Annotated in this window: 29 protein-coding genes, 1 tRNA gene and 1 riboswitch; of the genes, 21 read left to right on the plus strand and 9 right to left on the minus strand. The window is 40.1% G+C overall.

The features are described from left to right. The first annotated feature begins 102 nt into the window (after positions 1 to 102). Both MOJ78_RS07700 and MOJ78_RS07705 read left to right on the plus strand, forming a co-directional pair. Positions 103 to 363, plus strand: coding sequence for a VVA0879 family protein (locus MOJ78_RS07700; RefSeq protein WP_304980607.1), 261 nt, complete (start codon positions 103 to 105; stop codon positions 361 to 363). A gap of 119 nt (positions 364 to 482) precedes the next feature. After that, on the plus strand, positions 483 to 1,061 hold the full coding sequence (locus MOJ78_RS07705; RefSeq protein WP_304980608.1) for a nucleotidyltransferase family protein: 579 nt from the start codon (positions 483 to 485) through the stop codon (positions 1,059 to 1,061). 36 nt (positions 1,062 to 1,097) lie between these two features. Here the strand turns inward: MOJ78_RS07705 and MOJ78_RS07710 are convergent, their stop codons facing one another. Both MOJ78_RS07710 and MOJ78_RS07715 read right to left on the minus strand, forming a co-directional pair. Then, positions 1,098 to 2,333, minus strand: a complete 1,236-nt coding sequence (locus MOJ78_RS07710) for an aminopeptidase (protein WP_304980609.1) — start codon at positions 2,331 to 2,333, stop codon at positions 1,098 to 1,100. Positions 2,334 to 2,437: 104 nt separating this feature from the next. Further along, the gene (locus tag MOJ78_RS07715) at positions 2,438 to 2,626 is read right to left on the minus strand and encodes a hypothetical protein (RefSeq protein ID WP_304980610.1); all 189 of its coding nucleotides are present in this window, start codon (positions 2,624 to 2,626) and stop codon (positions 2,438 to 2,440) included. A 151-nt stretch (positions 2,627 to 2,777) separates the two neighbouring features. Here MOJ78_RS07715 and MOJ78_RS07720 point away from each other — a divergent pair, with 151 nt between their 5' ends. The 3 genes from MOJ78_RS07720 to MOJ78_RS07730 are packed head-to-tail and all read left to right on the plus strand — an operon-like array spanning position 2,778 to position 4,075. Beyond that, positions 2,778 to 3,101, plus strand: coding sequence for a nucleoside triphosphate pyrophosphohydrolase (locus tag MOJ78_RS07720; RefSeq protein ID WP_304980611.1), 324 nt, complete (start codon positions 2,778 to 2,780; stop codon positions 3,099 to 3,101). 14 nt (positions 3,102 to 3,115) lie between these two features. Then, positions 3,116 to 3,844, plus strand: a complete 729-nt coding sequence (locus MOJ78_RS07725; protein ID WP_304980612.1) for a class I SAM-dependent DNA methyltransferase — start codon at positions 3,116 to 3,118, stop codon at positions 3,842 to 3,844. A 21-nt stretch (positions 3,845 to 3,865) separates the two neighbouring features. Beyond that, the gene (locus MOJ78_RS07730; protein WP_304980613.1) at positions 3,866 to 4,075 is read left to right on the plus strand and encodes a hypothetical protein; all 210 of its coding nucleotides are present in this window, start codon (positions 3,866 to 3,868) and stop codon (positions 4,073 to 4,075) included. A gap of 15 nt (positions 4,076 to 4,090) precedes the next feature. On the opposite strand, the gene MOJ78_RS07735 is transcribed toward MOJ78_RS07730, so the two are convergent. Then, entirely contained in the window at positions 4,091 to 5,239 is a 1,149-nt protein-coding gene (locus MOJ78_RS07735) for an aminotransferase class V-fold PLP-dependent enzyme (protein WP_304980614.1), read from the minus strand. A 35-nt stretch (positions 5,240 to 5,274) separates the two neighbouring features. On the opposite strand from MOJ78_RS07735, the gene MOJ78_RS07740 reads away from it, so the two are divergent. After that, positions 5,275 to 5,973 (plus strand): Crp/Fnr family transcriptional regulator, encoded by a 699-nt coding sequence (locus MOJ78_RS07740; protein ID WP_304980615.1) that lies wholly within the window; start codon positions 5,275 to 5,277, stop codon positions 5,971 to 5,973. Between the two features lie 151 nt (positions 5,974 to 6,124). Here the strand turns inward: MOJ78_RS07740 and MOJ78_RS07745 are convergent, their stop codons facing one another. After that, complete coding sequence (locus MOJ78_RS07745) at positions 6,125 to 6,385, minus strand: DUF6154 family protein (protein ID WP_304980616.1); 261 nt, start codon at positions 6,383 to 6,385, stop codon at positions 6,125 to 6,127. 132 nt (positions 6,386 to 6,517) lie between these two features. Between MOJ78_RS07745 and MOJ78_RS07750 the strand changes: the two genes are divergently transcribed. The 12 genes from MOJ78_RS07750 to MOJ78_RS07805 all read left to right on the plus strand — a co-directional run bounded on the left by MOJ78_RS07750 (position 6,518) and on the right by MOJ78_RS07805 (position 16,419). Further along, positions 6,518 to 6,592 (plus strand) — tRNA-Gln (locus tag MOJ78_RS07750). A 442-nt stretch (positions 6,593 to 7,034) separates the two neighbouring features. Beyond that, the gene (locus tag MOJ78_RS07755; protein WP_304980617.1) at positions 7,035 to 7,544 is read left to right on the plus strand and encodes a DUF4178 domain-containing protein; all 510 of its coding nucleotides are present in this window, start codon (positions 7,035 to 7,037) and stop codon (positions 7,542 to 7,544) included. A gap of 61 nt (positions 7,545 to 7,605) precedes the next feature. After that, a complete protein-coding gene (locus MOJ78_RS07760) occupies positions 7,606 to 8,277 on the plus strand; it encodes a PspA/IM30 family protein (protein WP_304980618.1) in 672 nt (223 codons plus the stop codon). 29 nt (positions 8,278 to 8,306) lie between these two features. After that, a complete protein-coding gene (locus MOJ78_RS07765; protein WP_304980619.1) occupies positions 8,307 to 8,873 on the plus strand; it encodes a DUF4247 domain-containing protein in 567 nt (188 codons plus the stop codon). Between the two features lie 17 nt (positions 8,874 to 8,890). Continuing rightward, positions 8,891 to 9,286: a DUF350 domain-containing protein gene (locus MOJ78_RS07770; protein WP_304980620.1), complete on the plus strand. Its 396-nt coding sequence runs from the start codon at positions 8,891 to 8,893 to the stop codon at positions 9,284 to 9,286. Positions 9,287 to 9,533: 247 nt separating this feature from the next. Then, a complete protein-coding gene (locus MOJ78_RS07775) occupies positions 9,534 to 11,084 on the plus strand; it encodes a polyamine aminopropyltransferase (protein ID WP_304980621.1) in 1,551 nt (516 codons plus the stop codon). Positions 11,085 to 11,231: 147 nt separating this feature from the next. Next, positions 11,232 to 11,333, plus strand: a riboswitch (glycine riboswitch). Positions 11,334 to 11,596: 263 nt separating this feature from the next. Next, the gene (locus tag MOJ78_RS07780; RefSeq protein ID WP_304980622.1) at positions 11,597 to 12,082 is read left to right on the plus strand and encodes a serine dehydratase beta chain; all 486 of its coding nucleotides are present in this window, start codon (positions 11,597 to 11,599) and stop codon (positions 12,080 to 12,082) included. A gap of 32 nt (positions 12,083 to 12,114) precedes the next feature. Beyond that, positions 12,115 to 13,089 carry an L-serine ammonia-lyase, iron-sulfur-dependent, subunit alpha gene (gene sdaAA / locus MOJ78_RS07785; protein WP_304980623.1) on the plus strand — a complete coding sequence of 325 codons (975 nt, stop codon included), beginning with the start codon at positions 12,115 to 12,117 and terminating at the stop codon, positions 13,087 to 13,089. Continuing rightward, positions 13,025 to 13,330, plus strand: a complete 306-nt coding sequence (locus MOJ78_RS07790) for an iron-sulfur cluster biosynthesis family protein (RefSeq protein ID WP_304980624.1) — start codon at positions 13,025 to 13,027, stop codon at positions 13,328 to 13,330. The genes sdaAA and MOJ78_RS07790 overlap by 65 nt, the downstream gene beginning before the upstream one ends. A 438-nt stretch (positions 13,331 to 13,768) precedes the next feature. Next, positions 13,769 to 14,719 (plus strand): ABC transporter permease subunit, encoded by a 951-nt coding sequence (locus MOJ78_RS07795; RefSeq protein WP_304980625.1) that lies wholly within the window; start codon positions 13,769 to 13,771, stop codon positions 14,717 to 14,719. Next, entirely contained in the window at positions 14,716 to 15,777 is a 1,062-nt protein-coding gene (locus MOJ78_RS07800; protein ID WP_304980626.1) for an ABC transporter permease, read from the plus strand. The genes MOJ78_RS07795 and MOJ78_RS07800 overlap by 4 nt, the downstream gene beginning before the upstream one ends. A gap of 78 nt (positions 15,778 to 15,855) precedes the next feature. Beyond that, positions 15,856 to 16,419, plus strand: a complete 564-nt coding sequence (locus MOJ78_RS07805) for a DUF899 family protein (RefSeq protein WP_304980627.1) — start codon at positions 15,856 to 15,858, stop codon at positions 16,417 to 16,419. A 61-nt stretch (positions 16,420 to 16,480) separates the two neighbouring features. Here the strand turns inward: MOJ78_RS07805 and MOJ78_RS07810 are convergent, their stop codons facing one another. Beyond that, positions 16,481 to 18,145, minus strand: a complete 1,665-nt coding sequence (locus tag MOJ78_RS07810; protein WP_304980628.1) for a glycoside hydrolase family 13 protein — start codon at positions 18,143 to 18,145, stop codon at positions 16,481 to 16,483. A gap of 342 nt (positions 18,146 to 18,487) precedes the next feature. On the opposite strand from MOJ78_RS07810, the gene MOJ78_RS07815 reads away from it, so the two are divergent. After that, positions 18,488 to 19,945: an amidase gene (locus MOJ78_RS07815; protein ID WP_304980629.1), complete on the plus strand. Its 1,458-nt coding sequence runs from the start codon at positions 18,488 to 18,490 to the stop codon at positions 19,943 to 19,945. A gap of 219 nt (positions 19,946 to 20,164) precedes the next feature. On the opposite strand, the gene MOJ78_RS07820 is transcribed toward MOJ78_RS07815, so the two are convergent. Continuing rightward, entirely contained in the window at positions 20,165 to 21,529 is a 1,365-nt protein-coding gene (locus MOJ78_RS07820; RefSeq protein WP_304980630.1) for an LVIVD repeat-containing protein, read from the minus strand. Between the two features lie 257 nt (positions 21,530 to 21,786). Here MOJ78_RS07820 and MOJ78_RS07825 point away from each other — a divergent pair, with 257 nt between their 5' ends. Then, positions 21,787 to 22,164: an NUDIX hydrolase gene (locus MOJ78_RS07825; protein ID WP_304980631.1), complete on the plus strand. Its 378-nt coding sequence runs from the start codon at positions 21,787 to 21,789 to the stop codon at positions 22,162 to 22,164. On the opposite strand, the gene MOJ78_RS07830 is transcribed toward MOJ78_RS07825, so the two are convergent. Continuing rightward, on the minus strand, positions 22,143 to 22,400 hold the full coding sequence (locus tag MOJ78_RS07830; RefSeq protein WP_304980632.1) for an atypical membrane-integrating protein (Mistic protein): 258 nt from the start codon (positions 22,398 to 22,400) through the stop codon (positions 22,143 to 22,145). The two genes, MOJ78_RS07825 and MOJ78_RS07830, sit on opposite strands and share 22 nt — an antisense overlap. An 86-nt stretch (positions 22,401 to 22,486) precedes the next feature. Further along, positions 22,487 to 22,687: an alpha/beta-type small acid-soluble spore protein gene (locus MOJ78_RS07835; RefSeq protein WP_304980633.1), complete on the minus strand. Its 201-nt coding sequence runs from the start codon at positions 22,685 to 22,687 to the stop codon at positions 22,487 to 22,489. 326 nt (positions 22,688 to 23,013) lie between these two features. Here MOJ78_RS07835 and MOJ78_RS07840 point away from each other — a divergent pair, with 326 nt between their 5' ends. Next, complete coding sequence (locus tag MOJ78_RS07840) at positions 23,014 to 23,202, plus strand: hypothetical protein (protein ID WP_304980634.1); 189 nt, start codon at positions 23,014 to 23,016, stop codon at positions 23,200 to 23,202. Between the two features lie 132 nt (positions 23,203 to 23,334). Here the strand turns inward: MOJ78_RS07840 and MOJ78_RS07845 are convergent, their stop codons facing one another. Then, a complete protein-coding gene (locus MOJ78_RS07845; RefSeq protein WP_304980635.1) occupies positions 23,335 to 23,637 on the minus strand; it encodes a hypothetical protein in 303 nt (100 codons plus the stop codon). Between the last annotated feature and the right edge of the window lie 157 nt (positions 23,638 to 23,794).

Raw genomic sequence — 23,794 nt, forward strand, 5'->3', positions numbered from 1 at the left:
ATTCCATGACTACAATATTAGTTGTAGCTACATTTTCCGCATCGTTGTTCTAACTTTCCAGAGTAATGAATAGGTTGATTGATGTGAAGGAAGGTGTTTTGAATGGAAAAATATACAGTTGTAGAGTGGGAGACAAAAGGGGTTATGTTGTTCGGGAAAGAAAAGCGGAACTGGTATTTTAAGTGCCCGAACTGTTTCTGGAATCAGTCCGTCGAGGAAATTTTAAAAGATGGGTATCAGCCGAATATGGCATATGTGTATTGTAGAAATTGTAACTATCATGCAGAAAAAGGCACATTTGGAAAAGGGAAACTCGTCGCCGTTGACCCAAAACAGGAGATCGAAATTTTTGATTTCGCCTAATTTGGGCTGACTGAATCGTGGGCGATTTTTTCGTTGTGTCTCTAAAAACTCTCGACTTATACAGCTTGATAAGGTATGATGGGAATATATGTTCTTATCGCGAGGTGTAGTAAGTTGAAATGAAAAATGAAGCAGATATTATCGAAAGTATTCAAAAAGATCAATGGATGATGGAAACCTTGAAGGTAGCACGAACATTGGACTTACCAGATTGGTGGGTATGTGCAGGCTTTGTACGTTCGAAAATTTGGGATACACTGCACGAGTTTACGAAACGGACAGAAATTCCGGATGTCGATATCATCTATTTCGATCAATATAATCCAAGTGAAGTACATGAAAAGTTACTGGAAGCCAGATTGAATGAACTTCACCCTCATGTCCCATGGTCTGTAAAAAATCAAGCAAGGATGCATGTCATTAATAAAATACCACCCTACACGTCTTCGGTGGATGCGATCTCTAAGTTTCCAGAGACGGCAACAGCATTGGGGGTAAAGATAAACGATGTTGACGAGGTCGTACTGGCTGCTCCTTGTGGAATTGACGACGTTCTTCAATTGAAGTTGAGGCCGACCACCTACTTTCAAGAAACCGATGATCGTAAATACATATATCAGAAACGAATCGGCCAAAAGAATTGGAAAGCGTCTTGGCCTCGAATAACCGTCCAACACATAACGGAAAAACAGAGCTGACGGCAATCGTCAACTCTGTTTTGGTGTTTCCGTCTTTTATATTGCCCAGTTTCCGTTTCTAAAGAGAGGAATCCGATTACCGTCATGTGTTTCAGCGTCGATATCAAGCTCTGCTGATCCAATCATAAAGTCGGTATGGCCACGGCTTTGATTAATGCCTTTCTCATCAAGTTCTTCCTTAGAAAGTTTACCAGCATTTTTGACAGACATTGAAATTGCAACACCGACTGCCAAGTGACAAGATGCGTTTTCATCGTAAAGGGTATTGTTAAATATGATTCCAGAATTCGAAATTGGAGAATCATGTGGAACAAGTGCGACTTCTCCAAGATATTGCATACCTTCATCAATGTTCAACAATTGCTTCAAGGTGTCATAGCCTTTTTCAGCCTTGTAATCTACGACCTTACCATTCTCGAATGTCAAACTGAAGTTATCGATCATATTCCCCATTGCAGATAATGGCTTTTTACTTGAAACTGTACCGTTAACACCTGTTTTCAATGGTGTCGTAAACACTTCTTCTGTCGGCAAATTCGGTATGTACTTCGTATTTAAAGTTGAGTCATGCCCCCCACCGATCCATGTATGATCCGGATGTAAATCGATACTGAGGTCTGTGCCCTCTGACTTATAGTGTAGTGTTTTAAAGTTTTGTTCGTTTAAATAGTCAACTTTTTCTTGTAATACGCTTCCGTGTTCTTCCCAAGCAGCAACTGGATCATCTTGATCGATACGGACGGTCTTGAAGATTGCATCCCATAATGCTTCAACCGCTTCCGTTTCACTTTTATCTGGGAATACACTCTTTGCCCAACCAGTTGTAGGGACTCCAGCGATAGCCCAGTGCGTTTCACCGGAAAGCTGTGCTTTTGAAAAGGCTTGGAGCTTTTCGCCGCTGTCCTTTTGAACGAGCATTAAACGTTCAGGGGAAACTCCTGCGTATGCGTTTGGATCCTCTCCAGTGATATTCAGCATGCAATCATGGTTTTCAGCGATGCTGTTATACAAGTCGATATCCCATTGCTGTAAATTATCACTCAATGTTTCTTCGGATGCCTTCTCTAAGTGAATTCGATTCGTTTCAGTATCTTTCCACTTCACAATTACTCGTTTACAGCCATTTTCGTAGGCATGCTTCGTAACTTTTCGTGTGAATTCAACTGCTTCAAGTGGGGAAAGGATCAGTAACCGTTGCCCTTCTTGAACGTTAAGTCCGATTTTTACGACGAGTTCTGCGTATTGATCTAATTTTTCTTCAAATGTTTTCATAAAACCCCTCCTTTAAGGATGATTCTAACACAATTATAACCCCCACTGTTAAAGACGAGCCTGACCAAGGATGGTTGCAAGTCAAATTCCCTCTCCTCTATTCTTCATGTTTTTCGACTTTTCGTTTTTTGTCCACGAACTGCAGACCAGATCATTGTTCCTCCAAACAAAAGAACAAATCCCCAGCCCATAAGACTAGACAAGACTGTGTCACCGACAAACAAAAAAGCAATGCCAACCCCAGTACCCCATGATAGGAGTGTGTTAAGTTGCTTTTTTTTCTTGGGATCCATGTAAACCTCCATTTTTATATAAGACTTCTTTCTCTTTATAGACAGGAATTCCTTCTCTCATTCTTGAAACTTTACCGTGACCAAAACGTACTTGAATGATAAGTAGCTGAATTATTTTGAAGATGTCGTAAAAACAAAAGGAGAACGTATAATGCCGGAATATCGTAAGTTGGTTCGTGACAAAATCCCTGAAATCATTAAACAATCAGGGGATACCTTTCGGACAAAAGTTTTACGAAGCGAAGAATACATATCTGAACTGCAGAAAAAAGCATACGAAGAGCTGGACGAGGTTTGTGCTAGTGATACGAATGAGGAGACGCTCGAGGAGCTTGCAGATTTATTGGAAGTCGTTCATGCGCTGACCACTGCAAATGGGTTCCGTATAGAACAGCTCGAAGAAAAGAGGGTGGAAAAGGCGGAGAAACGCGGTGGATTCTCTGAACGTATCTTTTTAATCGATGTGGCAGAATGAAGGGGGTGGATAGAATGTATGGATCGAACTATTACGACGAAAATGCGTTTTTCGAAGCGTTCCAAAAGCGACGGGATCGTCCAGAAAGCCCGAATAATGCGATAGAGGGACCTGCTCTTATATCTATGCTTGACGGGGTTGATGGAAAAAGTGTTTTGGATCTTGGTTGTGGAACTGGGGATTTTGGTGCAGAACTATTTCAAATAGGAGCAGTAAACTATCATGGTGTTGACGGCTCTGAACGAATGATTGAGGCAGCAAGAGTAAAGCTAAAGGATACAAATGCGAAACTGTGGCAAGGCCACCTAGAAGAAATACAAATACAGGAGTCAGTATACGATCTCATTGTTTCTCGCCTTGCTTTCCATTATTTAAAGGACGTTAAGCCTCTATTTAAAAAAGTATATCTCGCATTGCCTTTGAATGGTCGGCTCGTTTTCAGTGTACAACATCCCGTTTTGACTGCTTCAATGAAAAGTACTGGTGAAGGAAAACGTACTGATTGGATTGTAGATGATTATTTTCACTCTGGTGAACGGATTGAACCATGGATCAATCAGGAGAACGTAAGGAAATACCATCGTACGGTAGAGCAGTATGTTACTGCACTGCTAGAAGCAGGGTTTCAATTAGAAGGACTGAAAGAGGGGACACCAGAAAGACGTTATTTTGAAAGTGATGAGGAATATGAACGACGACTACGGATTCCATTGGTGTTGGTTCTTTCCGCAACGAAGCGGTAGCGGAATAACGGAGGGGTACGTATGGCTTTACTAGAGTTGCTATGGGTGCTATTTGAGTTGTTTGTTGAAGTCATCATCTGGTTCGCACCTGAAAAGTCAAAACTTGAACGAAACATCGAGCGATTTAAGTATTTGAAAAAAAGGCGGAATGTGAAGAGACTGCTGCGTGATCCGTACGAACGAAATTATTTCATTCAAAGGTTTGAGACCACGCATCGCCAGTCAATGTAAATGACATGCTACGATTCAATCAACTGTAGTGGGACGTGTCTTTAAATCTTTTTCTAATGCTTGAAGAGCACAGTTGATATCTTCCTTCGTATTGTAAAAGTGGGGTGCAATCCGGATGACGTCATTACGAGCAGATACGATTATATTTTGTTCCTTGAGTTGTTTTTCAACTTCAGGTGCGTTTGGGGTGAGTACAGCAATCATAGAACCCCTATCCGTTGGAGAAGCTGGACTTTTCACAGTCATTCCATAACGGATAGCCTGTTGATACGTATGTTCAGATAATTCCTTTAAATGTGCTTCAATACGGTCAATCCCGACATCAAGAATCACTTCAAGGGCGGAATTAGCCGCAAACCCATTCATCATTGCAGGGGTTCCGCTGTCAAAACGGCGTGCGCCTTGAGCATATTTCACTTGTTTTATATCGAATGCAAAAGGATTCTCTTGACCGAACCAACCCGTGACTTTAGGGGTCAGCTGTTCAGCGATTTCTTTTTTTACATATAAAAAAGCAATCCCTGGTACTCCTAGCAGGTATTTTTGTGTGCCTGTTGCAAGAAAGTCGATGTTATCTCGTTTGACGTCAACTTCAACCTGACCTGCCGATTGATAAGCATCGACAAACAAATAGCTGCCCTTCGAATGAACAACCTTTGAAATTTTATCTAATTCAAGTCGAGATCCGTTATAATAGGAAATGTGAGAGACAGATGTTAACAACGTCTGTTCAGACACAAACTTTTTATAATACGTTTCAGGTTCAATCGGTTGTTCACCTGACATGAATTTAACATGAAAATTCGTGTGAGATAGCCAAACATGACCGACACAAGGAAAGTCCGCTTCATTAATGATGATTTCATCGCGTTCACTATGACCTTCTGATAAGCTTGAGGCTATCGCTGAAACGGCATGGGAAACAGACGATACGATTGCAATTTCATCAGGATCCGCATTAATGAGTGTTGCGAATTTGTCTCTTGCTTGTTCACAAGCGTCTACCCAACTTTCCCAGTTCATCCCGTTTTCTTCCCAAGATTTGACGTAGTCATGGATGGCCTGTTTTACCTGAAAATGAAGTGCGCTTTGTGAACAGCTGGACAATTGGATACGATTCTTTAGAATTGGAAAATGATTGCGATAATCTTGTGGTTGTAACATGAAAAATCACTCCTTAAATAATGAGGTGGCATAGTATGCAAACTACTGATCAAAATATAATGACTCTTTCACCTTGGATGGATGAACTGAACTTTAGTTGGGATGAGTTAGAACAAAAAGGTGTTGTCCGTGAATATAAAAAGCATGAAATCCTATTTCACTTCGGGTTTCCTGTAGATCGAATTTATCTCGTTAAGAGTGGACGAATCCGGTTGTTTTTGACATCTGATGATGGAAAAGAAAAGGCGATTGCGATCATTGGTAAAAACGGCTTATTAGGTGAAAGCTGCACCTATCATGAGCAAACCTATATTTGTAGCGCAATTACAGCAACTTCTGCTACTGTAATTGAATTGAAGCCTGCTACTTTTCATGAAGTCGTGTTTCGAAATCCACGGTATACTGAACAAGTGTTGGAATTGATGTCAGCAAAAATCCGTCTTCTTACCATGCAGTCACTCTATCTTTCATTCGGTTCCCCGCTTCAGAGAATGTGTGATGCATTGGTTCACTTAGGGCTGACGTATGGGAAAAAGCTTGACGATGATCGTATACTGATAACTATCTCATTTACTCATCAAGAATTAGCAGACTTAATCGGTGCAACTAGGGTTACAGTAGTTAACACGTTAAAAGATTTAATGGGCCAAAGGTTGCTTTCAAAAGAAAACAAATATTACGTCATTGACGATTTACCTGGAATTGTAGCATATCAAGTGAGTTCAGGTAGGTAGATTCATTATAATAAGCTGGTGTAATAATTTCTGTTAAGTGATTTACAGCTTTTAATAGGGGGCTGAGAATGAAAGGTGATTTTGGATGTGGCCTTGGGGATAGAAATCCGATTTCTTTTCAAAACGGTGACTATGAATACAGGGTTTAAAACTACTGGAGGAAATCTTCAGTGTAATCCTGTCCAAGTGTAACACGACCGATTCCTTCTTCTGCTAACCTTCTTTGCAGCTGATCAAGAACGAAAAGCGTCATCATCTCAGTTAATTCATCCTTTGAAAGCTCCTCAAAATATTTCAATATTTCTTCGCGATTTTTATCTTCGAAGATTCCATAAACAATCGGGTACATATCTTCTTCATCTGCTGAAAAGTGGAATTTAAATGTAGAATAGATATCATCAACAAACTTCATTTTGATCACCTCTGTTATACTTTTCCCCACTGGTAACACCCATCATACAATGAATGATTGGGAAAAATTTCATTATTGTTGAAACGTATAAATTCTGACGAAGGATTCATAATAGAAAATGTTCATCTATTTTGGGCCATAGCCAAGCGGTAAGGCAACGGACTTTGACTCCGTCATGCGTTGGTTCGAATCCAGCTGGCCCAGCCAAAAAACATTATTTCAGTTTGCTGCGCTCAATGTCAAAGAGTGCTTTTTTTTGTACGCTAAAAACGTTTAATACGTTCTCTAAGTAAAAGGACAACTACGACTATGAATTGTATAAAGCCTCCGATGATATCCTAAGATGTATTTATTACAGAATGGTGGACTTTATTGAGATGAATCTTCTTTCAAAATTAATTGAAACCTTTCTCATTCCATTCCGTATACATACTATTCGAATAAATGCTATAAGAATGTACGGGGAATTGCTTATATCACTGATTCCTTGAATTGATGCCTAATCTGACTGATCACCCCATAATATCCCTTGAAAGGTCTTTAATTTTACCTCTATAAATGTTGAGTTTATAATAAGAAGGGTAGCCATGGTGGAATATGGTATCAAAAAAACCTATTTGAACGATTAACGCAGATTTGGAGGAGAATGATGAGCTTGTTCTCAAGGATTTTCAAGAAAAAGGAAAAGGAAATAGAAGAAGTTAAGGAAAGAAACTTCTTTAACATTCGAATTGATGATATAGTTACCTATGATTTGGAAGATTATCAAGTTTCAGGAAAATTGATTTATAAAGATGGAGGGTACGAATGGTTAGCCTATCAGCTTGTCGGGGCAACCGAAACGATCTGGCTTAGTGTTGAAATGGATGATGAGCTTGAGCTCGCCATTTATAAATCATCAAAAGAAAAACTGACCCAGCCTATTCCAAATAAAGTAACAATAAATAAAACGGAATACATCCTTGAAGAAAAAGGTACTGCCACTGTTCAGGGAGAAGGACGCGGAAAAAACGTTCATGGGCAAGAAGTGAAATATTTTGATTTCGTCAATCAATCCGAAGATCAATTTCTCTCAGTTGAAGTTTGGGGCAGTGAAGTAGAAGTAAGTGAAGGTCACGAAATTGAGGGTTATGAGATCAAAGTTATTGCTGCAAGCTGAAAACTAATTAAGTGTAGTCATTAAGTCAACTAAAATAAATAAAACCTTTAGGAGGAATGAAATGTTCAATTTATTTAAAAGAGTCCGTACGATGGTGTCTTCCGAGTTGAATTCAGCCCTTGATAAAGCTGAAGATCCAGTAAAATTACTTGATCAGTATATGCGGGAAATGGCTGCTGATATCCGGGAAGCAGAAACAGCGGTCGCTAAACAAATTGCAAATGAAAAAATGTTAAAGAAAAAGTACGAAGATGCTCGGAGTCTTGTTGAAAAAAGAGAAAAGCAGGCTATCCAGGCTCTTGAATCAGGAAATGATGATCTTGCCCGACGAGCACTTGAGGATAAACAAAAGCACAGTCAACAGGCTGACACATTACTTGGTGCCCATACTCAGGCGAAATCAGATGCGGATTCGCTACGAGAAAGATTAGCTGACATGAAAGAAGAATATGACCAGATGAATCTGAAAAAAGATTCACTAAAAGCTAGGGCGGAATCTGCCAAAACAAAAACCAAAATAAATCGAACTATGTCGAACATTGGCAGCGACGAATCTCGTCAAGGGTTTAACCGTATGGAAGAGAAAGTACTACACTATGAAGCGGAAGCAGAAACAAGTGATGACCTTCGCTCTTCAAATAAATCTCTAGATGATGAATTTGAAGCTATGAATACTGAAGATAGTGTAAACGATGAGTTAGCGGAGTTGAAGAAAAAATTAGGGAAAGAGTAACCTTCTTTCCCTAATAAGGGGGTGTGTCAATGAGAAGGCAATTCATAGGGGTCTCCATCTTGGTAGGTTTATTCCTCGTCCTGGTTGGCTGTGGTTCAACAAGTATCTTAGATATTGTTTCAGATAAGTACCCTCTAGAGGATGTCGTTGAAAGCAGCACAAATCCAGAAGATACTGCAAGAGTATTTATTGCGAAAGATAAAAGCATATCTAAAGTATCATCTTTTATCCAAGACAAGATGGAACCCGGTAATGCCAGTGAAATAAAGGATAATAAACAAGTATTAGTTTACAATGACTATTTTGTTACCTTAACAACAGATGAAAATGACCCAGATAATACCGTGATAGAAGTTGCTTCAAACGGTTTCGTACGTGATAATTACAGACCTAGCTTTTTTAACGGATTTATAGCGTATTACATACTAGATGATATATTAGACGTGGATGACTGGGGAAAGAGACAAAGTCAGCGTTGTGTCGGAAAATGTTATAGAGGCTATAATCAATCTGGAGGATCATATAAAGGGCCAACTACTCCTTCTTCCTTTCGAGGATCAGGAAATCGTGGTGGGGGTCCTGGATCAGGTAAATAATATTAGGGAGGTATAAAATGAATCCTTACATTTTAACATTATTGTATTTTATTGTAGCTGTCGTAATTGTGGTAGTCGGACTTATCATATTTGAACTAATCACGACAAAGTACAAAGATTGGGATGAAATTGAACGAGGAAATTCTGCTGTTGCCTTATCGATAGGTGGAAAAATAATAGGTATTTGTGTCATCTTAGCGTTCTCTATCTACAATAATGACACTATACTTTCGACGGCTATTTGGGGCGGTTATGGAGTCGTCCTGCAAATGGTTGCTTATTACTTGTTTGATTTTCTGGCGCGTAAGATTCCGATTGAATCGGAAATGAAAAAAGGGAACATTGCTGTTGGGATTATCTCCTTATGTGTCTCAATCGGTTTAGCGTTTGTAGTCGGTGCGTCCATCACTTGATCGTTCCCCTCAAAGCCACGGTTTTGAGGGACTTTTTTCTCGATGATACCAGGACAGCCATGGCTCAGCCTGCACTTTTAGGCTGGGCCTTGCCAAGTTTTATTACACGTTAGAAAATATAACTTTTCAGCAAGAAGATTTGCCGACGTAGAAGAAAAGTGTATCGTTCCAAGTATAAGTGCAACTAAGGCTCAGCCTACGCCAAAGGCTTGGCTTTGCCAAGTTTTCTTTAAATGAAGGTGAAAACATGACTGACAACAATGCAATCAAAAGTAAGAGAATCTACTGGGCATCTGGAATCGTATCAATTTGCGGCATTATATTTGAAGTGCTGTTTGGTGCTTTAGGTTCATATATACTTGGTGATGGTGTCAAACAATATACATTGACGATTTCGTTATTTCTGACTGGGATGGGAATCGGCTCTTTTTTAAGTGAACGAGTAATGAAAAAGCTGATTCAAGCTTTTATCATTATTGAATTTGCTGTTGCATTCATTGGCGGTTTTTCTGCGTTTCTATTATTCGGTGTAACCGCATATTTAGGCAGTGGCTCTGATGCTATCTTTTTATATGCGACGATTCTCGTCATTGGTACACTTACCGGGCTGGAGCTCCCGATCTTGATCCGTAAAGCAAATGAAATCGGTGTTCAGATCAATAAAAGTACAGCAAGAGTGCTCTTTTCAGATTATGCGGGAGGTTTAATCGGGGGCTTATTATTTCTTTTTCTCTTTCGACCCCAGTTTGGGTTGGTGAAAACAGCATTTCTAGTCGCCATCATCAACATAATCGTTGCCTTGTGGGTGTTGTATACATTCAGAAAAGAAATCGCCCATTTAAAGGCGTATTCGGTTATGGGCGGGTTTATTTTATTCCTGCTTATCGGAGGTGTAATGTTTGGTGAAGAGATGGCTTTTTCTTTTGAACAAAAGATATATAATGATCCGATCATCTATGTAGAAGATACAAAATATCAACATATAATTTTAACGAAAGAACAAGGGGATTTAAGGTTATATTTAAATGGTCAGCTTCAATTTAGCTCATCTGATGAATACCGTTATCACGAAACACTTGTACATATACCGATGTCTTTAGCTGAACCACGAGAAGATATTCTAGTTTTGGGAGGCGGGGACGGACTTGCATTGAGAGAGCTTGAAAAATATCAAGATACAAAGGAAGTCACCCTTGTCGACCTTGACCCTCGAATGGTTAAGCTTGCAAAAAACAATCCTCAACTCGCTCAGTTGAATGAAAATTCATTTGAAAATGAAAAAGTTCATGTTGTTCATGAAGATGCATTTGATTACATGGAAAGTGCAAAAGGATTTTATGACGTTATTCTCGTCGACTTGCCGGACCCGAACAATGAGAGCTTAAACAAACTATATACGTTAGAATTTTACTCGTTGCTTCGAAATCACCTAGCTCCTGGTGGAATGATAATGGTACAAGCAACTAGTCCGGTTTTTGCTAGAAAAGTGTACTGGACAATTGATGAAACGATAAGTGGAACAGGCATGTATACAGAGAATTTTCATCTTGATATACCGAGTTTTGGTAACTGGGGATTTGTACTGGCAGCTAGAAAACCGATTGATATTAGCGATATTGATATTAATGTTGATACGAAATATTTATCTACGGACCTGATTCCGTCGTTAACAAAGTTTGGGAAGGATGAAGATGGTACGATTGCCAATGAGGATGGAGAACAGGTCGAGCTAAAACCGAATACTTTAATTCGCCCCAATTTAATTGAAAAGTATGAACGAGCATGGCGAAATTATTGACCTGGAATTGATCAACTACATTTAATAACAATAAAGTACGAACATTGTTTCGAGTGTTAAAAATCTATATTGTATTTTTGACAAAGAGATACTTTGACAAAAAGCGGTAGTATCGGTGATAATGGAGTAAGAATTGTATATATGCGAATGAGGATCGTGGGAGAGGTCGAAGAAAGAATCGACACCGAAGGAGCAAGTTCCAAAAAACCATGGAACAAATCTCTCAGGTAAAAGAACCGCGATTGGACGCATCTCTGGAGAGCGCGAAAGCCACCAAAGGGGTTATAAACTCTCAGGTAAAAGGACAGAGAAGGTGCCATTGCATCTTTCTTTGTCTTTTTTGTGTGGTTTTTAAAGTGGATGTTCAAAAAGAGTACTCAGACTTATGATGGTTAATAGTATGCGTGACGTAATAGTTGTAGCCGTATACCCTATTACGTAGAATCGATTAGTTGTCACAATAGAGAGCGTTATCAATATATAAGTCGTTCCTTGTGAAGGAGGGTTTATCAATGGGTTATAACAGTTGCTTTGATATTATTGGTCCGATTATGGTTGGACCGTCTAGCTCCCATACAGCTGGTGCAGTTTGGATCGGAAGAGCGATCTTTGAAATTCTTGGAGAAACACCAGAGCGGGTGGAAATTACTCTTTTTGACTCGTTTGCAGAAACGTTTCAAGGGCATGGTACGGATAAAGCTTTAATAGGTGGCTTGCTTGGGTTTGATACAGAGGATGAACGGATTAAGCACGCGTTTGATTATGCGGAGGAAAAGAATATGCTTCATACGTTCATTTTAGAGGAGTCTTGCAATGAGTTTGATCATCCGAATGTGGCAATCATAAAAGCTGAAAAAGGAAATCGAACGGTAGAAACTGGCGGAGCATCGGTTGGCGGCGGACTCACCGAAATCTTTCGCATCGACGGTAAAAACGTGCAGATAACAATAAGTACGAATGACGATCTGAAAAAAATCGCAAAGTATATAGAAGAGTGAATTTTTTAACCAAGTGATGGAGGTGAACGCAAATGGACATTCAATCTACAGCAGACCTACTGGATTATTGCCATCGTGAACAGAAGAGTATTGCTGAGGCAATGATTGACCAAGAGCATTTCAAGTCGGGTAGATCGAAGCAAGAAATCTTCGATATGATGAAGGAACGATTAGTGAAGATGCAAAATGCTGTAAATGAAGGGCTTAATGATGCGTCAGAAGCACCAAGCGGTATTTCTGGTGGTGATGCGGTGAAAATGAAGGCATACATCGATGCTGGAGATGTCCTTTCTGGGTCAATCATCAGCGATGCGATGGCATGTTCCATGGCGACATCTGAAAGTAATGCAAGGATGGGTGTCATTGTTGCAACACCAACTGCTGGGGCAGCTGGAATCCTCCCTGGTGTGCTATTTTCATTGCATAAAAATACGAATATTGATCTTGATCAACTGGTCATGGGCTTATTTACAGCAAGCATGTTCGGATACATTATCGCGAATCGTTCATTTATATCTGGGGCAGCAGGCGGATGCCAGGCAGAGGTAGGTTCTGCAACGGCGATGGCTGCTGGTACGATTGTAGAATTGAAAGGCGGTTCTCCAGAGCAAGCAGTCCATGCGACAGCAGTGGCGATGAAGTCATTGTTGGGTCTCGTTTGCGATCCGGTTGCGGGTCTTGTTGAAGTACCTTGCATTAAGCGGAATGTAATCGGAACGTCCATTGCCTTTTCTTCTGCGGATATGGCGCTTGCTGGAATCGAAAGCCGAATTCCATGTGATGAAGTAATCGATACAATGTATGATATAGGTAAAAATATGCCAAGGCAACTTCGTGAAACAGCACTCGGGGGACTCGCAATAACTCCCACGGGACAAAAAGTAAAAGAGCGTTTGTTTTCAAAGAAAAAGCTGGTCAAGCAGCTAAAGGGAGAGAATTCCGATGAATCTAAACGTAACGGCAATGGCACTGAAGCAGCTTCGGCAGTTAAAAAGGACAAAGAGTAAGGTTCTTCGAATAGATGCCGAAATGCAAGGCGGCTGTGGAACGATGATGCGTTTCAAGCTTATAGAGGATGAGCCACGAAAGAGCGATATGGTCATCAAAGCTGAAGGAATAGACTTTTTCGTCGATCTCTTTACAAAACGAAATTTAGATGAAGAGTTGACATTGGATTACGATGAACATGATGGATTCCTGTTCGAATCAGAATGGGGTCCTATGGGACTTGAATGTCATCTCGCTTAGAAACAACTGCCTGATTGGGGGCAGTTGTTTTTTTTGGCTTAACAACAAATGAATGAACACGCGAAATTCTTAAGTTAGACGAGAAAAATCCAAGTTTCACGAGAATTTCCATAGTTAGACGAGAAAACCTTGAGTTAGACGAGAAAATCCAGAGTTACACGACTACAGAGTTAGACAAGAAAACCTTATTTTTACGCGAGAACACTGGGTCAAACTCAAGGAAAGGTTACTAAAGAGAAATCTACGTCGTCGATAAGAAGCAATAATGAGAAAAAAAATTAGACCTACGAGAAAGATCGATACAAAGAGTTCGGTCTTTTTTTTATTTTCAACGATTCAAGCAGTATATCGTCTTAATAATAGGGAGGGAATTAATTGAAATTTCAAAAAGCCACCTTGAAGTGTGGCTTGAGTTTACGAAGGGGGTTGGGGTTCAATTTGCGTACGTTTCGTGTATTATCCATCGAATTTGTTTTGACCATCGTTGGTATCGTCTTGCTTGGAAAACTTCCATATTTGTTTTTTAACATGAAAGAGTTCACAGATATCAAGCAAATGTTGGATACAGGAATGCTTAGGAATACACTGTTCATCAATTATTTCTTCGAGTTCAATTGGGAGCGCTATTGGAGTGCAATCATCGATACTTGGGATCAGTTGCTTCATTTGTCTTCCTTGACTTATTATACAATCGGTTATTATGAACCTGTATTTCCGGAAATGTGGGAGAACTACGTTTATTCCATAAAGGTTTTAGGTAGTGCTTTTCTACTTGGAACTCTCATTGCTGTAATCGTCACATATTTGTTGATGCTTTGTTCGAACAGCATGATACGAAAAGTGGGTCAATCGATTATTTCAGCGTTCCAACTCATACCGGACATTTTCTTGATTTTGCTGATGCAATTCATCATCATCTACATTTATAAAACAACGGATGTACTAGTATTCAACATTCTAGCATCCTATGGGGACCCCGCTTACGGTTTGCCGATACTATGTTTGACCGTCTTGCCTACAGTATTTCTTATTAAAACATTGATACTCATTTATGAAGAGGAACTTGAAAAAAGATACGTTGAAACGGCTAAAGCCAAAGGTGTGAAAAGGAGTGGAATCCTTATCGTACATATTTTCAGAAACGCACTGATCAGTATGTTCAATCATTCGAAAATGCTGTTATGGTTTACGTTGTCCAATCTGTTGATGCTCGAAGTTTTGTTCAACATTGACGGATTCACATCTTTTCTTTGGAAGGCAGGTACATTAAATCCGCATATCTTTACAGTTGGCCTGTTGATGATTTTCATCCCTTTCTTTTTCATTTTCGTAATCAGTGGACTGTTGATCGCCAACATGACCAACAAACAGGAGGCGGTGTTTGAATGATATATCGTCTGTTGAAAAGTCCACTGTTCCTGTCTGGATTTTTATTTCTTCTCATCGGAGTAGGCTATAGTATTTATTTTGAATTTGTAATAAAGGATTCGTTACCTGCCTTCAAAGAATTGATGGATGCAAATGGGGATGGGAATTTAGATAATGCACCATTCGAACCGTCGGGGAAATTTCCGCTCGGTACGGATGCTTCCGGGTATCCAGTGCAATATAAAATCATTGAAGGAGCAAAGTATACGATCGGTTTCGCTTTATTGATCACCATACTACGTATGTTGGTTTCTGTTGTTTTTGCTTTAACGATGAGACGCTTTCTATTGAAGGTGCAAAGGGTCATCAAAGGATTGACGAATTCCTTCCATTTTGCACCGACGTCTCTCATCGCATTTTTCCTATTGGCACCGATGTTGATCGTGTTCAGTTGGAATTTCAGTGAAACCGTCCAGCTCATTTATATGACGGTTGTATTGACCTTGCTGGCTGTACCAACTTTGGCGTTATTGATATCAAGTGAGACGAATCAAATCATGAGCCAAGAGTTCATCGAAAACACGAAAGTTCTTGGCGGCGGCTATTTTCACATATTGAACAAGCATGTCCGTCCTTACCTAGGGCCAAGGCTTTTTATCATTTTCAATCAGCAGATGATACAAGTGTTGCTGATATTTGCACATTTAGGTGTTCTTGGCCTATACATAGGTGGAACAGAGGTTGAAGGGGTAAGGGTAGAACCGAATACCGCCAATGAAGCAGCTCAAGCACAAACTCTAGAAGGCTATTCGGTTTCCACCTCATTGTCGAACGAATGGGGTGGGCTGATTGCGAGTGCAAGGAAGGATGTCATTCTCTATCCTTGGGAGCTGTATTACCCGGCAGCTGCCTTTGCGATTACGGTCCTGGCGTTCACCATCATGCTGGAAGGAGTCAAACGAGCAACTGATCAGAAATTGAAGGTCAGATCAAATCGAAAGAACGTAATGCCAATACATCAAGCACCGATAGTCGAGTCAGATTTTAAGCGACCCGAAAAAGTTCCAAAAGCTGAATGAAGACGATAACAAAGAAGGAGTTGAACCTCTGATGTAGAATTATCTAGAATTGTTCAATTTGATTGGAGGATACTGTACATGAAAGCACAAACTGTACAAGAAGAAATCCAGGAACTTGAGAAAGAATTGTTAGCGAAGAAAAAGAGGTTGGCAGAACTTCGTAAAGAATTATCTGAGGACAAGGTAGAGAATTATCGATTCAGAACATCTGAAAATGAGGAGGTTACTCTTTTAGAACTATTCGGGGATAGTGATGAAATCATTGTTGTTCATAACATGGGGAAAGGCTGCAACTATTGTACGTTGTGGGCAGACGGATTCAACGGGGTTTACCGTCACATGATCGAAAGGGCTCCATTTGTTGTCAGTACACCTGATGATCCGGATATACAAAAGACAATTGCCGCAGAACGTGATTGGAAGTTTCCATTAGTTTCAACGAAGGGTACTACTTTTAAAGAAGACATGGGCTTTGCAAATGGAACTTCTACAAGGCCAGGTGTGTCAAGCTTCCGAAAAGATGAAAATGGAGATGTATATCACCATGCGAGTGCACCGTTAGGACCAGGGGATGACTTTTGTGCTGTATGGCACTTATTTGACCTTTTACCGAACGGTTCGGGGGACTTCCAACCGAAGTGATATTGATTGAAAGGTACTGTCGACCTGAATGGGGGGGAACAGTACCTTTTTTGATTGTTGTTTATTTTACGAGGTATACCCTTGCTTCATATGGATGAAGTAGAATTTTATCTTCTCCATGATCGTTTGAAGGATAGTTCGCAATGATCAAATTCCGCTCGGTTTTCTTATTGCGGCCTTCAAATGAGAACTCTGCTTTCTGGTCACTTAGGTTCGTAACGATGATCGCCTTCTCGTTTTGATAAGTACGGGTATATGCATATATTTGTGGATCATCCTCAAGCAAGAGGTCGTATTTACCATAAACGAACACATCATATGTTTTTCTTATGCGGATCAACTCTTTATAAAAAGATAGGATGGATTCTGGATCGCCAGATTGTTTTTCTACATTGATTTCGGTGTGGTTCGGATTGACGTGCATCCACGGTTTTCCTGAAGTGAATCCTGCATCAACTGAACTGTCCCATTGCATTGGTGTACGTGAATTATCACGGCCACGAGTCCAGATTACTTCCATCAATTCCTCGTGAGACTTCCCTGATTCCATTCCATCATGGTAAAAGTTAAGCATACCGACATCATTGTAGTCTTCGATTGATGGGAATTGAACATTCGTCATGCCGATTTCCTGCCCTTGATAAATATAAGGAGTACCATGCATGAGAAAATAGCAGACTGCAAGAGCCTTCGCAGACTGGCTATGATACGTATGATCGTTTCCGAAGGCTGAAACTGAACGTGTCTGGTCGTGGTTTTCCAAATATAAGGCATTCCAACCTCGTCCTTCTAATCCTTTTTGCCACCTTGATAAAATCTTTTTAAACTGAACAAGGTCGAATCCGGTGTCCTTGTCTTTTTGCCAGAGATTGATGTGTTCAAACTGAAAGATCATATCGAAGTATCCATTTTTTTCACTCACCCATTTTTCTGCATCCTTAATATGGACCCCATTTGCTTCACCAACCGTCATAATGTCGTGATGATCGAATGTTTTTTCTTTAAGTTCGGTTAGAAAGTCATCAATACCCTCGCGGTTCATATGACCTTCGAAAGAGGGGACGTATGTTTTCTTATCAGGGTTTGGAAGATCGGGAAGTCCAGCGATCTTTTTAATATGACTGATCGCATCAACTCGAAACCCGTCAATACCTTTATCAAGCCACCAGTTGATCATAGAGTAAATGTCGTTACGTACATCGGGATTTTCCCAGTTCAAGTCTGGTTGTTTCGTTGCAAAGAGATGCATATAATATTCATCCGTCTTCTCGTCATATTCCCAGGCGGACCCACCGAAAATCGATTCCCAGTTATTTGGCTCCTTTCCATTTTTCCCAGGTCGCCAAATGTAGTAGTCGCGAAACGGGTTGTCTTTGGATTTTTGTGACTCGATAAACCATCGGTGCTCATCAGATGTATGGTTGATCACAAGATCCATAATCAATTTCATGTCTCGTTTGTGGACTTCATTAAGAAGTTGATCAAAGTCTTCCATTGATCCGAATTCTTCCATAATCCCCTTATAATCACTAATATCATAGCCGTTATCAGCATTCGGAGATTGATAGATCGGGCAGATCCAGATGACATCAATTCCGAGATTCTTCAAGTAATCCAGCTTTGAAATGACGCCCTGAATGTCGCCAATTCCATCACCATTGCTATCCATAAAGCTTCGAGGATAGATTTGATATACAACACTTTCTTTCCACCATCGTTTTTCCATAATTGTCCCCCTCAACACCGTCAAAATTAACCGGATAAATGATTCAATGATTTACTTAAGTGCAATCGTTTGCATTGATGCACGCATTTCGATACTTAAATCGTTATTTCTCTATCCTTATAGTACCGTGTCACATGAATTTTATCAATCACGAACCATGTACAAGTTACGTTCATGTAAGTTCGTTACGGACCTATTAAATCGACCTTTTTGCTCACAAAAAATGGAATGTTTCAGACTTTTCACGTATTATTAACGTAGTGGAACCTTTTTCGGAATATTTAGACCTTTATGGATGAAGACAATAAAAATACTTAAACGAACAGAAAAGGTGGGGTTTACATGTCTATATTGGATATGGACGCACTGGAAATTGCTGAGCGAATTAAGAATCGGAAAATCACTTCAGAAAAAGCCACTCAAACCTATATCAATCATTTGAAGGTGTTCAATCCATCGGTCAATTGTCTTGTAGAAGATCGGTTCTCCGACGCAATAGAAGATGCAAAGATGGCCGATCGACTATTAAAGGATGGAAAGGCTGAAGGGCAACTATTCGGCGTACCGATCAGCATTAAGGAATGCTTTGATGTGGAAGGAATGAAGACGACGGGTGGCTTATTACATCGGAAAAATAAAACCGCTTCAAAAGATGCTGAAGTTGTAAGTAGACTGAAAGCAGAAGGGGCAATTATTTTAGGAAAAACAAATACACCTTCACTTTGTTATTATCAGGAAACCGAAAATCCGCTTTACGGACGAACGAATAATCCATGGGACCTGAATTGTACTGCCGGCGGATCGAGTGGAGGAGAAGGTGCTTTAATGGCAGCTGGTGGAGCAGCTGTCGGTCTCGGAGCTGACATTGGGGGTTCCATCCGTTTTCCATCCCATTTTAATGGTGTGGTCGGTTTTAAGTCTGGGAAGGACCAAGTATCGCAGGACGGGAATTATCCACATATTGAATTTGAGGAACAGCAAAGGATGCTTGGTATCGGAGGAATGGGGAAAAGTGTTCGAGATATCCGGTTAGTGGATACGATCATCTCAAAAAAACGATCTGGACGTATAGACTTAAGCTCATTTGAGATGCTTGTTCCCCAATATTATACATCTCCATTAGGCGTCGAAACAGGCCGTATCATCCGAAATTTAAAAGAAGAAGTTGCAAGTGACTTCGCAGTACAGCAAGATAATCATGTGCCATTATATGAGGAATCCGCGCTTATCTGGCAGCAACTTATGTCCATGGATGGCGGTCATGTATTACGGCAACATTTACATGATGGAAAAAAACGTGTCAGCCCTTATAAAGAATTTGTGAAGGCTAAGCTTTCTAGGTCTGAAATTCATCCATACTTATCGTGGGCTATGATAGGGATGCGTCTATTCAAACCATCTACGAAACGGATGGATGCGATTCGTGATCATTTGAAAATTGGTGATGAAAAGCTTCGAGCTTACTACGATAGACGAATATTGATCATGCCAGTCTATCATTCACCTGCCCCTGAACATGGACTTCTATACAAAGAATTATTTTCGGTTCAAAAGACATTTTTACGATATATTCCATATATTGCATATGCGAATGTATGGGGTCTCCCTTCCCTCGTTGTTCCGATAGGAGAAAGTTCTAAAGGATTGCCGATATCCATTCAACTTATGTCAAGAGTCGGTAATGAAGAGGCGTTATTCCAAATGGGAGAAATCCTTGAAGATAGATTTAGAGGATACCAACGCTGCAATGCACATGACAGTAGTGAAGTCTCATCAGAGTCATCCGTCCAATTAGCTTAGTTTTGAAAAAAAGTGTGCTAAAAAGGATCAGGTGATAGTTGGTTTGCCTCCAACCGTCTGGCACTTTCAATTCTATGAATGTGATGAATTGATCAGTAAACAAATATGGGAATAAAAGGCGTCAACTCCCTACTTTAATAGATAGGGGTTGACGCCTAAAATTAGTAAAGAAGAAGGAAGGCACATTCCATTTGCCATGGCCACCCTTTAAAGTGAAGGTTATTTTCCGTTATTTTTCAAAAGGACCTTCAAACCATTACCCATGTCAGATGCAAGAATGTAGTTCCGGTCAACGAAAACTCCCCAGAAGAAAGCTTCTTCAGGTACGTATTTTCCAATTTGTACTGGATTTTCAGGGTCAGTAATATCGACTGCACGAACACCGCCCGTATAGTGTGAAAGATAAAGTGTATTTCCATGCACCTTTGGATCGTGTACGGTATTTGCAAACGTAATTCCATCTTCAATGTTGTCAACTAGGTCTGTCTTGAACGTGCTTAACAGCTTCGGGTGAGTTTTGTCTTTAATATCAAAAATTCGGGTATAACCGTAGGAATCTTCGTATCCTTCACGAGTCGGATGATAAACCTCTCTTGTTTCGATTAAGATTGTTCCACCTTTTGCGATCGCGGAGGAGTGTGCAGAACCCTGGACGTTTGGAGCATAATCCGTACGACCAAGGTATTCCACATTATATGGATCAGAAATATCTAAAATGATGGTACCGAGATCCCAAAATGATAAGAATGCGGTATTGCCATTACGGTCGGTCATCGTGCTATGGTTGAAGACCGGCCTCGTTTTCCCATCCGAGGAATCCCAGTGGTAGCCATTGAAATCTTCTGAGACTTCCGGAAGTGAACGCGGATCGAATTCATATATGGTTTTCGGTTCAGCTGGATTTGAGACATCTACTAAAGCAAAGTCCTTTTGTTCTCCGTGTGTGTAGTAATCCGCATAAGGATTGGCTGTTAAAACAAATGGCTTTCCGTTTTTAACTGTCAAATATAGTTCGTGTGTACCGGGTACACGTTTGTCCAACTCCCAGAACCCTAACTTCTCAGGATTATACGGATCTGAAACATCATAGAGCAGGAACCCGCCTTTGGAAAGCGCATTACTACGGTCTAATTGTTGAACACTGATTACAGCAAGATCCCCCTTGAAATAAGGTGTGTTGACGGTTTTGACGATTACTTTTTCCTGCCATGTTCCAGGGATATCATCAGCAAATTTGGCAATTTCAACAGGGTTGGAAGGATCCTTCATGTCGAAGACCCGTACCCCGCCGTTACCGCCACCAGCTATATGAGTGCCTAGGTAAGCAAAGCCTTTATGTGCGTATACATCAGCTGTCGAATTTTGCACTCCATCGTACTCTTTTAATGGAACAGCTGCGACTTCCTTCCAACTTTCAAGGTTCTTTTCACCTTCAAGCACTGGAATAGTGTTGAGCTCCTCTTCTTGTGCCCCCTTTTCAACAAACACATCGTCGAGCATATCATGTGCAAAGGTTGTTGGGGTGTACAACGAAAAAGCCATTGCCCCAGCTAGTGCTGATCTTAGGATAAACTTCCTATTCATTTATCTTCCTCCCTTTGAAATGGTTTCCAACAAAATTTACCATAAGTTTTCATTTATTTCAGCAATTTTCAGATAAATGAGCAGATGAGTGGATTTAACGGATTTGAAGATAGGACAAGCTTCCTAACTAATTTTTGTTCCCCTATTTTAGACCTATCGCTTGTAATTTTCTTGAACGTTGATTTAACTATGTGAACAATTAATGTTGAGTTACGTATGATAATAGACAACGGTTTGTTATTAGGAGTGAAATTGCTGTGATTGTCCGCGCAGTTATATTTAATGGAGAAAAAGTTCTAATGGTAAAACAACATATTAAAACGGGTGATGTAGTTTGGAATTTTCCTGGAGGCGGTGTAGAGAAAAATGAATCGCCGGAAGAGGCATGTATTCGAGAGGTTAAGGAGGAAACAGGATACAACATCGAAATCGATCAAATGATCAATCGATTTAAAGGAAAAATTACATATCTTGCAACCATTATTGACGGGAGATTAGACGTAGATCTGAACATCGAAGGTAATGAGGACATTTTAGAAGCAAAATGGATCGATCTCTCGGAAAAAGGGAAATTCAGCACTCATGCACGTTACATTATTCGGTGCCTTTTGAATCAGGAAGATTCATCCTCCTGATCAGCTGATAACCATGATAATGCTTCTTTTATGAGACTGTTAAGTTTTCGATCGATAAATTCCTCGCCAAAAGAACCCCTAGCTTTTTCTAATTCTTTAATTACCTGATCGTCAAGGTTGATGATCGGTTTATCCTCTTCAAGTTCATTATACATTTCGATTATTGCGTCTAAGCCTTCTGATGCTTTGTCTAAAGCTCGACTTAGTTCGTTCTGTTCTCGTTTAGACGCTTTCAATGAAATCACCTCGTATAACTTGAAGTCCTGTCCCGACTCATTAAAAACAGCATCCAGCATATGCTGGATGCTTTTCCCAGGGTTACTTAGCGAGCTCCGCCGCCTAATTGCTGCTGAGCCATTTGAACTAGACGCTTTGTAATTTCTCCTCCAACTGATCCGTTCGAGCGAGATGTTTGGTCTGGTCCAAGTTGTACGCCGAATTCACCAGCAATTTCAGTCTTCATTTGATTGATTGCTGCTTCAGCGCCTGGAGCTACCAATTGATTGCTATTACGTTGTGCCATGCTGTACGCCTCCTTCAATTGAGAGTCCAAAAGGTAAAATGTCTACCTTTTAATCAAAGTATTTTACTAAACAAGATAGCTATACTCGGTAATTTATGGAAATAAATCTTTACGATATGGAAGAGATAAAAAACAATGAAGGAATTCACAATGATTTCAGAAAAAAAAGATCGCTTTTTGGGATTATGAATGAGAACGGTACAGCCAAGAAAAAGCAGAAAAACTCAGAATAGATTATTGTGTGCTTCTCTTTATATTAGAAAAGTATAGAACCCTGAATTGAGGTAAACCTAATGGGGATTATGAAAGAAAGGAGGATCCATCATATGAATTTGAAGAAATATTTCCTTGCAGGTTTATCATCGGTATTTGCTCTCAGTTTAATGTTTGGATGTGCTGCTGAAGAAGAACCAGAAAATGGTGTACCTGAAGAGCAACCAGCAGACGAACAACCAGCTGGTGAAGGAGACGCAGAACAACCGGCTGAGGGGGACCAAGGTAACGAAGGCGAGTAGTCAAAACCGAATAAAAGAAGTAATTGGGATGCCAACAACAAGCATCCCTTCTTAATTGTTTACTTTTCAGTCACTACCAAGTCTTTCAATTTAAAGGTGCCATCTTCCTTAACCCACGTAGCCAAATAGGATTCATATTCGCATTCCAAAATCTGTTGTTAGCTTTTTTCCAATTGTATTTCCCTCGCCTATTTCAATCATCTTGTCATCGATATGCTGGTACATAAAGAATTCTGATACTTTTTGAAAGTCGCTTTGTTTCAAATCACTTTCCTTTGACAATATTTTTCTAAAATCCCGATAGTCTTTTGAACCAGCAGCTTTTTTTAAATACTCGTTGGCTTCTTTGACGGTTTTAAATCTATTATCATGTGATACGGTTGTTACGTTATTAGTTGCATCTTTTGGTTGGTGAAATGACAATATCCTGATCACTTGAATACCCCATTAAAAACAATAATATGAGTGCAGCCATGAAGATTACCTTTTTTATGCTATCCCCCCTTAAAATAACTTTTATTCAGGATGCTTCATCCTAATAAATGGGAAATCCTCTCCCGAAAACCAATATCTATCCAAATTTTAGCATAAT

The organism is Alkalihalobacillus sp. AL-G (assembly GCF_030643805.1).
Classification (GTDB): Bacteria; Bacillota; Bacilli; order Bacillales; family Fictibacillaceae; genus Pseudalkalibacillus.

Bases quoted from the DNA above. Each gene is read 5' to 3' on its own strand.
- MOJ78_RS07740 (WP_304980615.1), top strand. From the start codon at position 5,275: ATGCAAACTACTGATCAAAATATAATGACTCTTTCACCTTGGATGGAT.
- MOJ78_RS07715 (WP_304980610.1), bottom strand. From the start codon at position 2,626: ATGGATCCCAAGAAAAAAAAGCAACTTAACACACTCCTATCATGGGGT.
- MOJ78_RS07810 (WP_304980628.1), bottom strand. From the start codon at position 18,145: ATGGAAAAACGATGGTGGAAAGAAAGTGTTGTATATCAAATCTATCCT.
- MOJ78_RS07800 (WP_304980626.1), top strand. From the start codon at position 14,716: ATGATATATCGTCTGTTGAAAAGTCCACTGTTCCTGTCTGGATTTTTA.
- MOJ78_RS07710 (WP_304980609.1), bottom strand. From the start codon at position 2,333: ATGAAAACATTTGAAGAAAAATTAGATCAATACGCAGAACTCGTCGTA.
- MOJ78_RS07770 (WP_304980620.1), top strand. From the start codon at position 8,891: ATGAATCCTTACATTTTAACATTATTGTATTTTATTGTAGCTGTCGTA.
- MOJ78_RS07765 (WP_304980619.1), top strand. From the start codon at position 8,307: ATGAGAAGGCAATTCATAGGGGTCTCCATCTTGGTAGGTTTATTCCTC.
- MOJ78_RS07775 (WP_304980621.1), top strand. From the start codon at position 9,534: ATGACTGACAACAATGCAATCAAAAGTAAGAGAATCTACTGGGCATCT.
- MOJ78_RS07720 (WP_304980611.1), top strand. From the start codon at position 2,778: ATGCCGGAATATCGTAAGTTGGTTCGTGACAAAATCCCTGAAATCATT.
- MOJ78_RS07700 (WP_304980607.1), top strand. From the start codon at position 103: ATGGAAAAATATACAGTTGTAGAGTGGGAGACAAAAGGGGTTATGTTG.
- MOJ78_RS07705 (WP_304980608.1), top strand. From the start codon at position 483: ATGAAAAATGAAGCAGATATTATCGAAAGTATTCAAAAAGATCAATGG.
- MOJ78_RS07815 (WP_304980629.1), top strand. From the start codon at position 18,488: ATGTCTATATTGGATATGGACGCACTGGAAATTGCTGAGCGAATTAAG.
- MOJ78_RS07745 (WP_304980616.1), bottom strand. From the start codon at position 6,385: ATGAAGTTTGTTGATGATATCTATTCTACATTTAAATTCCACTTTTCA.
- MOJ78_RS07840 (WP_304980634.1), top strand. From the start codon at position 23,014: ATGAATTTGAAGAAATATTTCCTTGCAGGTTTATCATCGGTATTTGCT.
- MOJ78_RS07790 (WP_304980624.1), top strand. From the start codon at position 13,025: ATGAATCTAAACGTAACGGCAATGGCACTGAAGCAGCTTCGGCAGTTA.
- sdaAA (WP_304980623.1), top strand. From the start codon at position 12,115: ATGGACATTCAATCTACAGCAGACCTACTGGATTATTGCCATCGTGAA.
- MOJ78_RS07780 (WP_304980622.1), top strand. From the start codon at position 11,597: ATGGGTTATAACAGTTGCTTTGATATTATTGGTCCGATTATGGTTGGA.
- MOJ78_RS07805 (WP_304980627.1), top strand. From the start codon at position 15,856: ATGAAAGCACAAACTGTACAAGAAGAAATCCAGGAACTTGAGAAAGAA.
- MOJ78_RS07820 (WP_304980630.1), bottom strand. From the start codon at position 21,529: ATGAATAGGAAGTTTATCCTAAGATCAGCACTAGCTGGGGCAATGGCT.
- MOJ78_RS07725 (WP_304980612.1), top strand. From the start codon at position 3,116: ATGTATGGATCGAACTATTACGACGAAAATGCGTTTTTCGAAGCGTTC.
- MOJ78_RS07735 (WP_304980614.1), bottom strand. From the start codon at position 5,239: ATGTTACAACCACAAGATTATCGCAATCATTTTCCAATTCTAAAGAAT.
- MOJ78_RS07755 (WP_304980617.1), top strand. From the start codon at position 7,035: ATGAGCTTGTTCTCAAGGATTTTCAAGAAAAAGGAAAAGGAAATAGAA.
- MOJ78_RS07760 (WP_304980618.1), top strand. From the start codon at position 7,606: ATGTTCAATTTATTTAAAAGAGTCCGTACGATGGTGTCTTCCGAGTTG.
- MOJ78_RS07730 (WP_304980613.1), top strand. From the start codon at position 3,866: ATGGCTTTACTAGAGTTGCTATGGGTGCTATTTGAGTTGTTTGTTGAA.
- MOJ78_RS07835 (WP_304980633.1), bottom strand. From the start codon at position 22,687: ATGGCACAACGTAATAGCAATCAATTGGTAGCTCCAGGCGCTGAAGCA.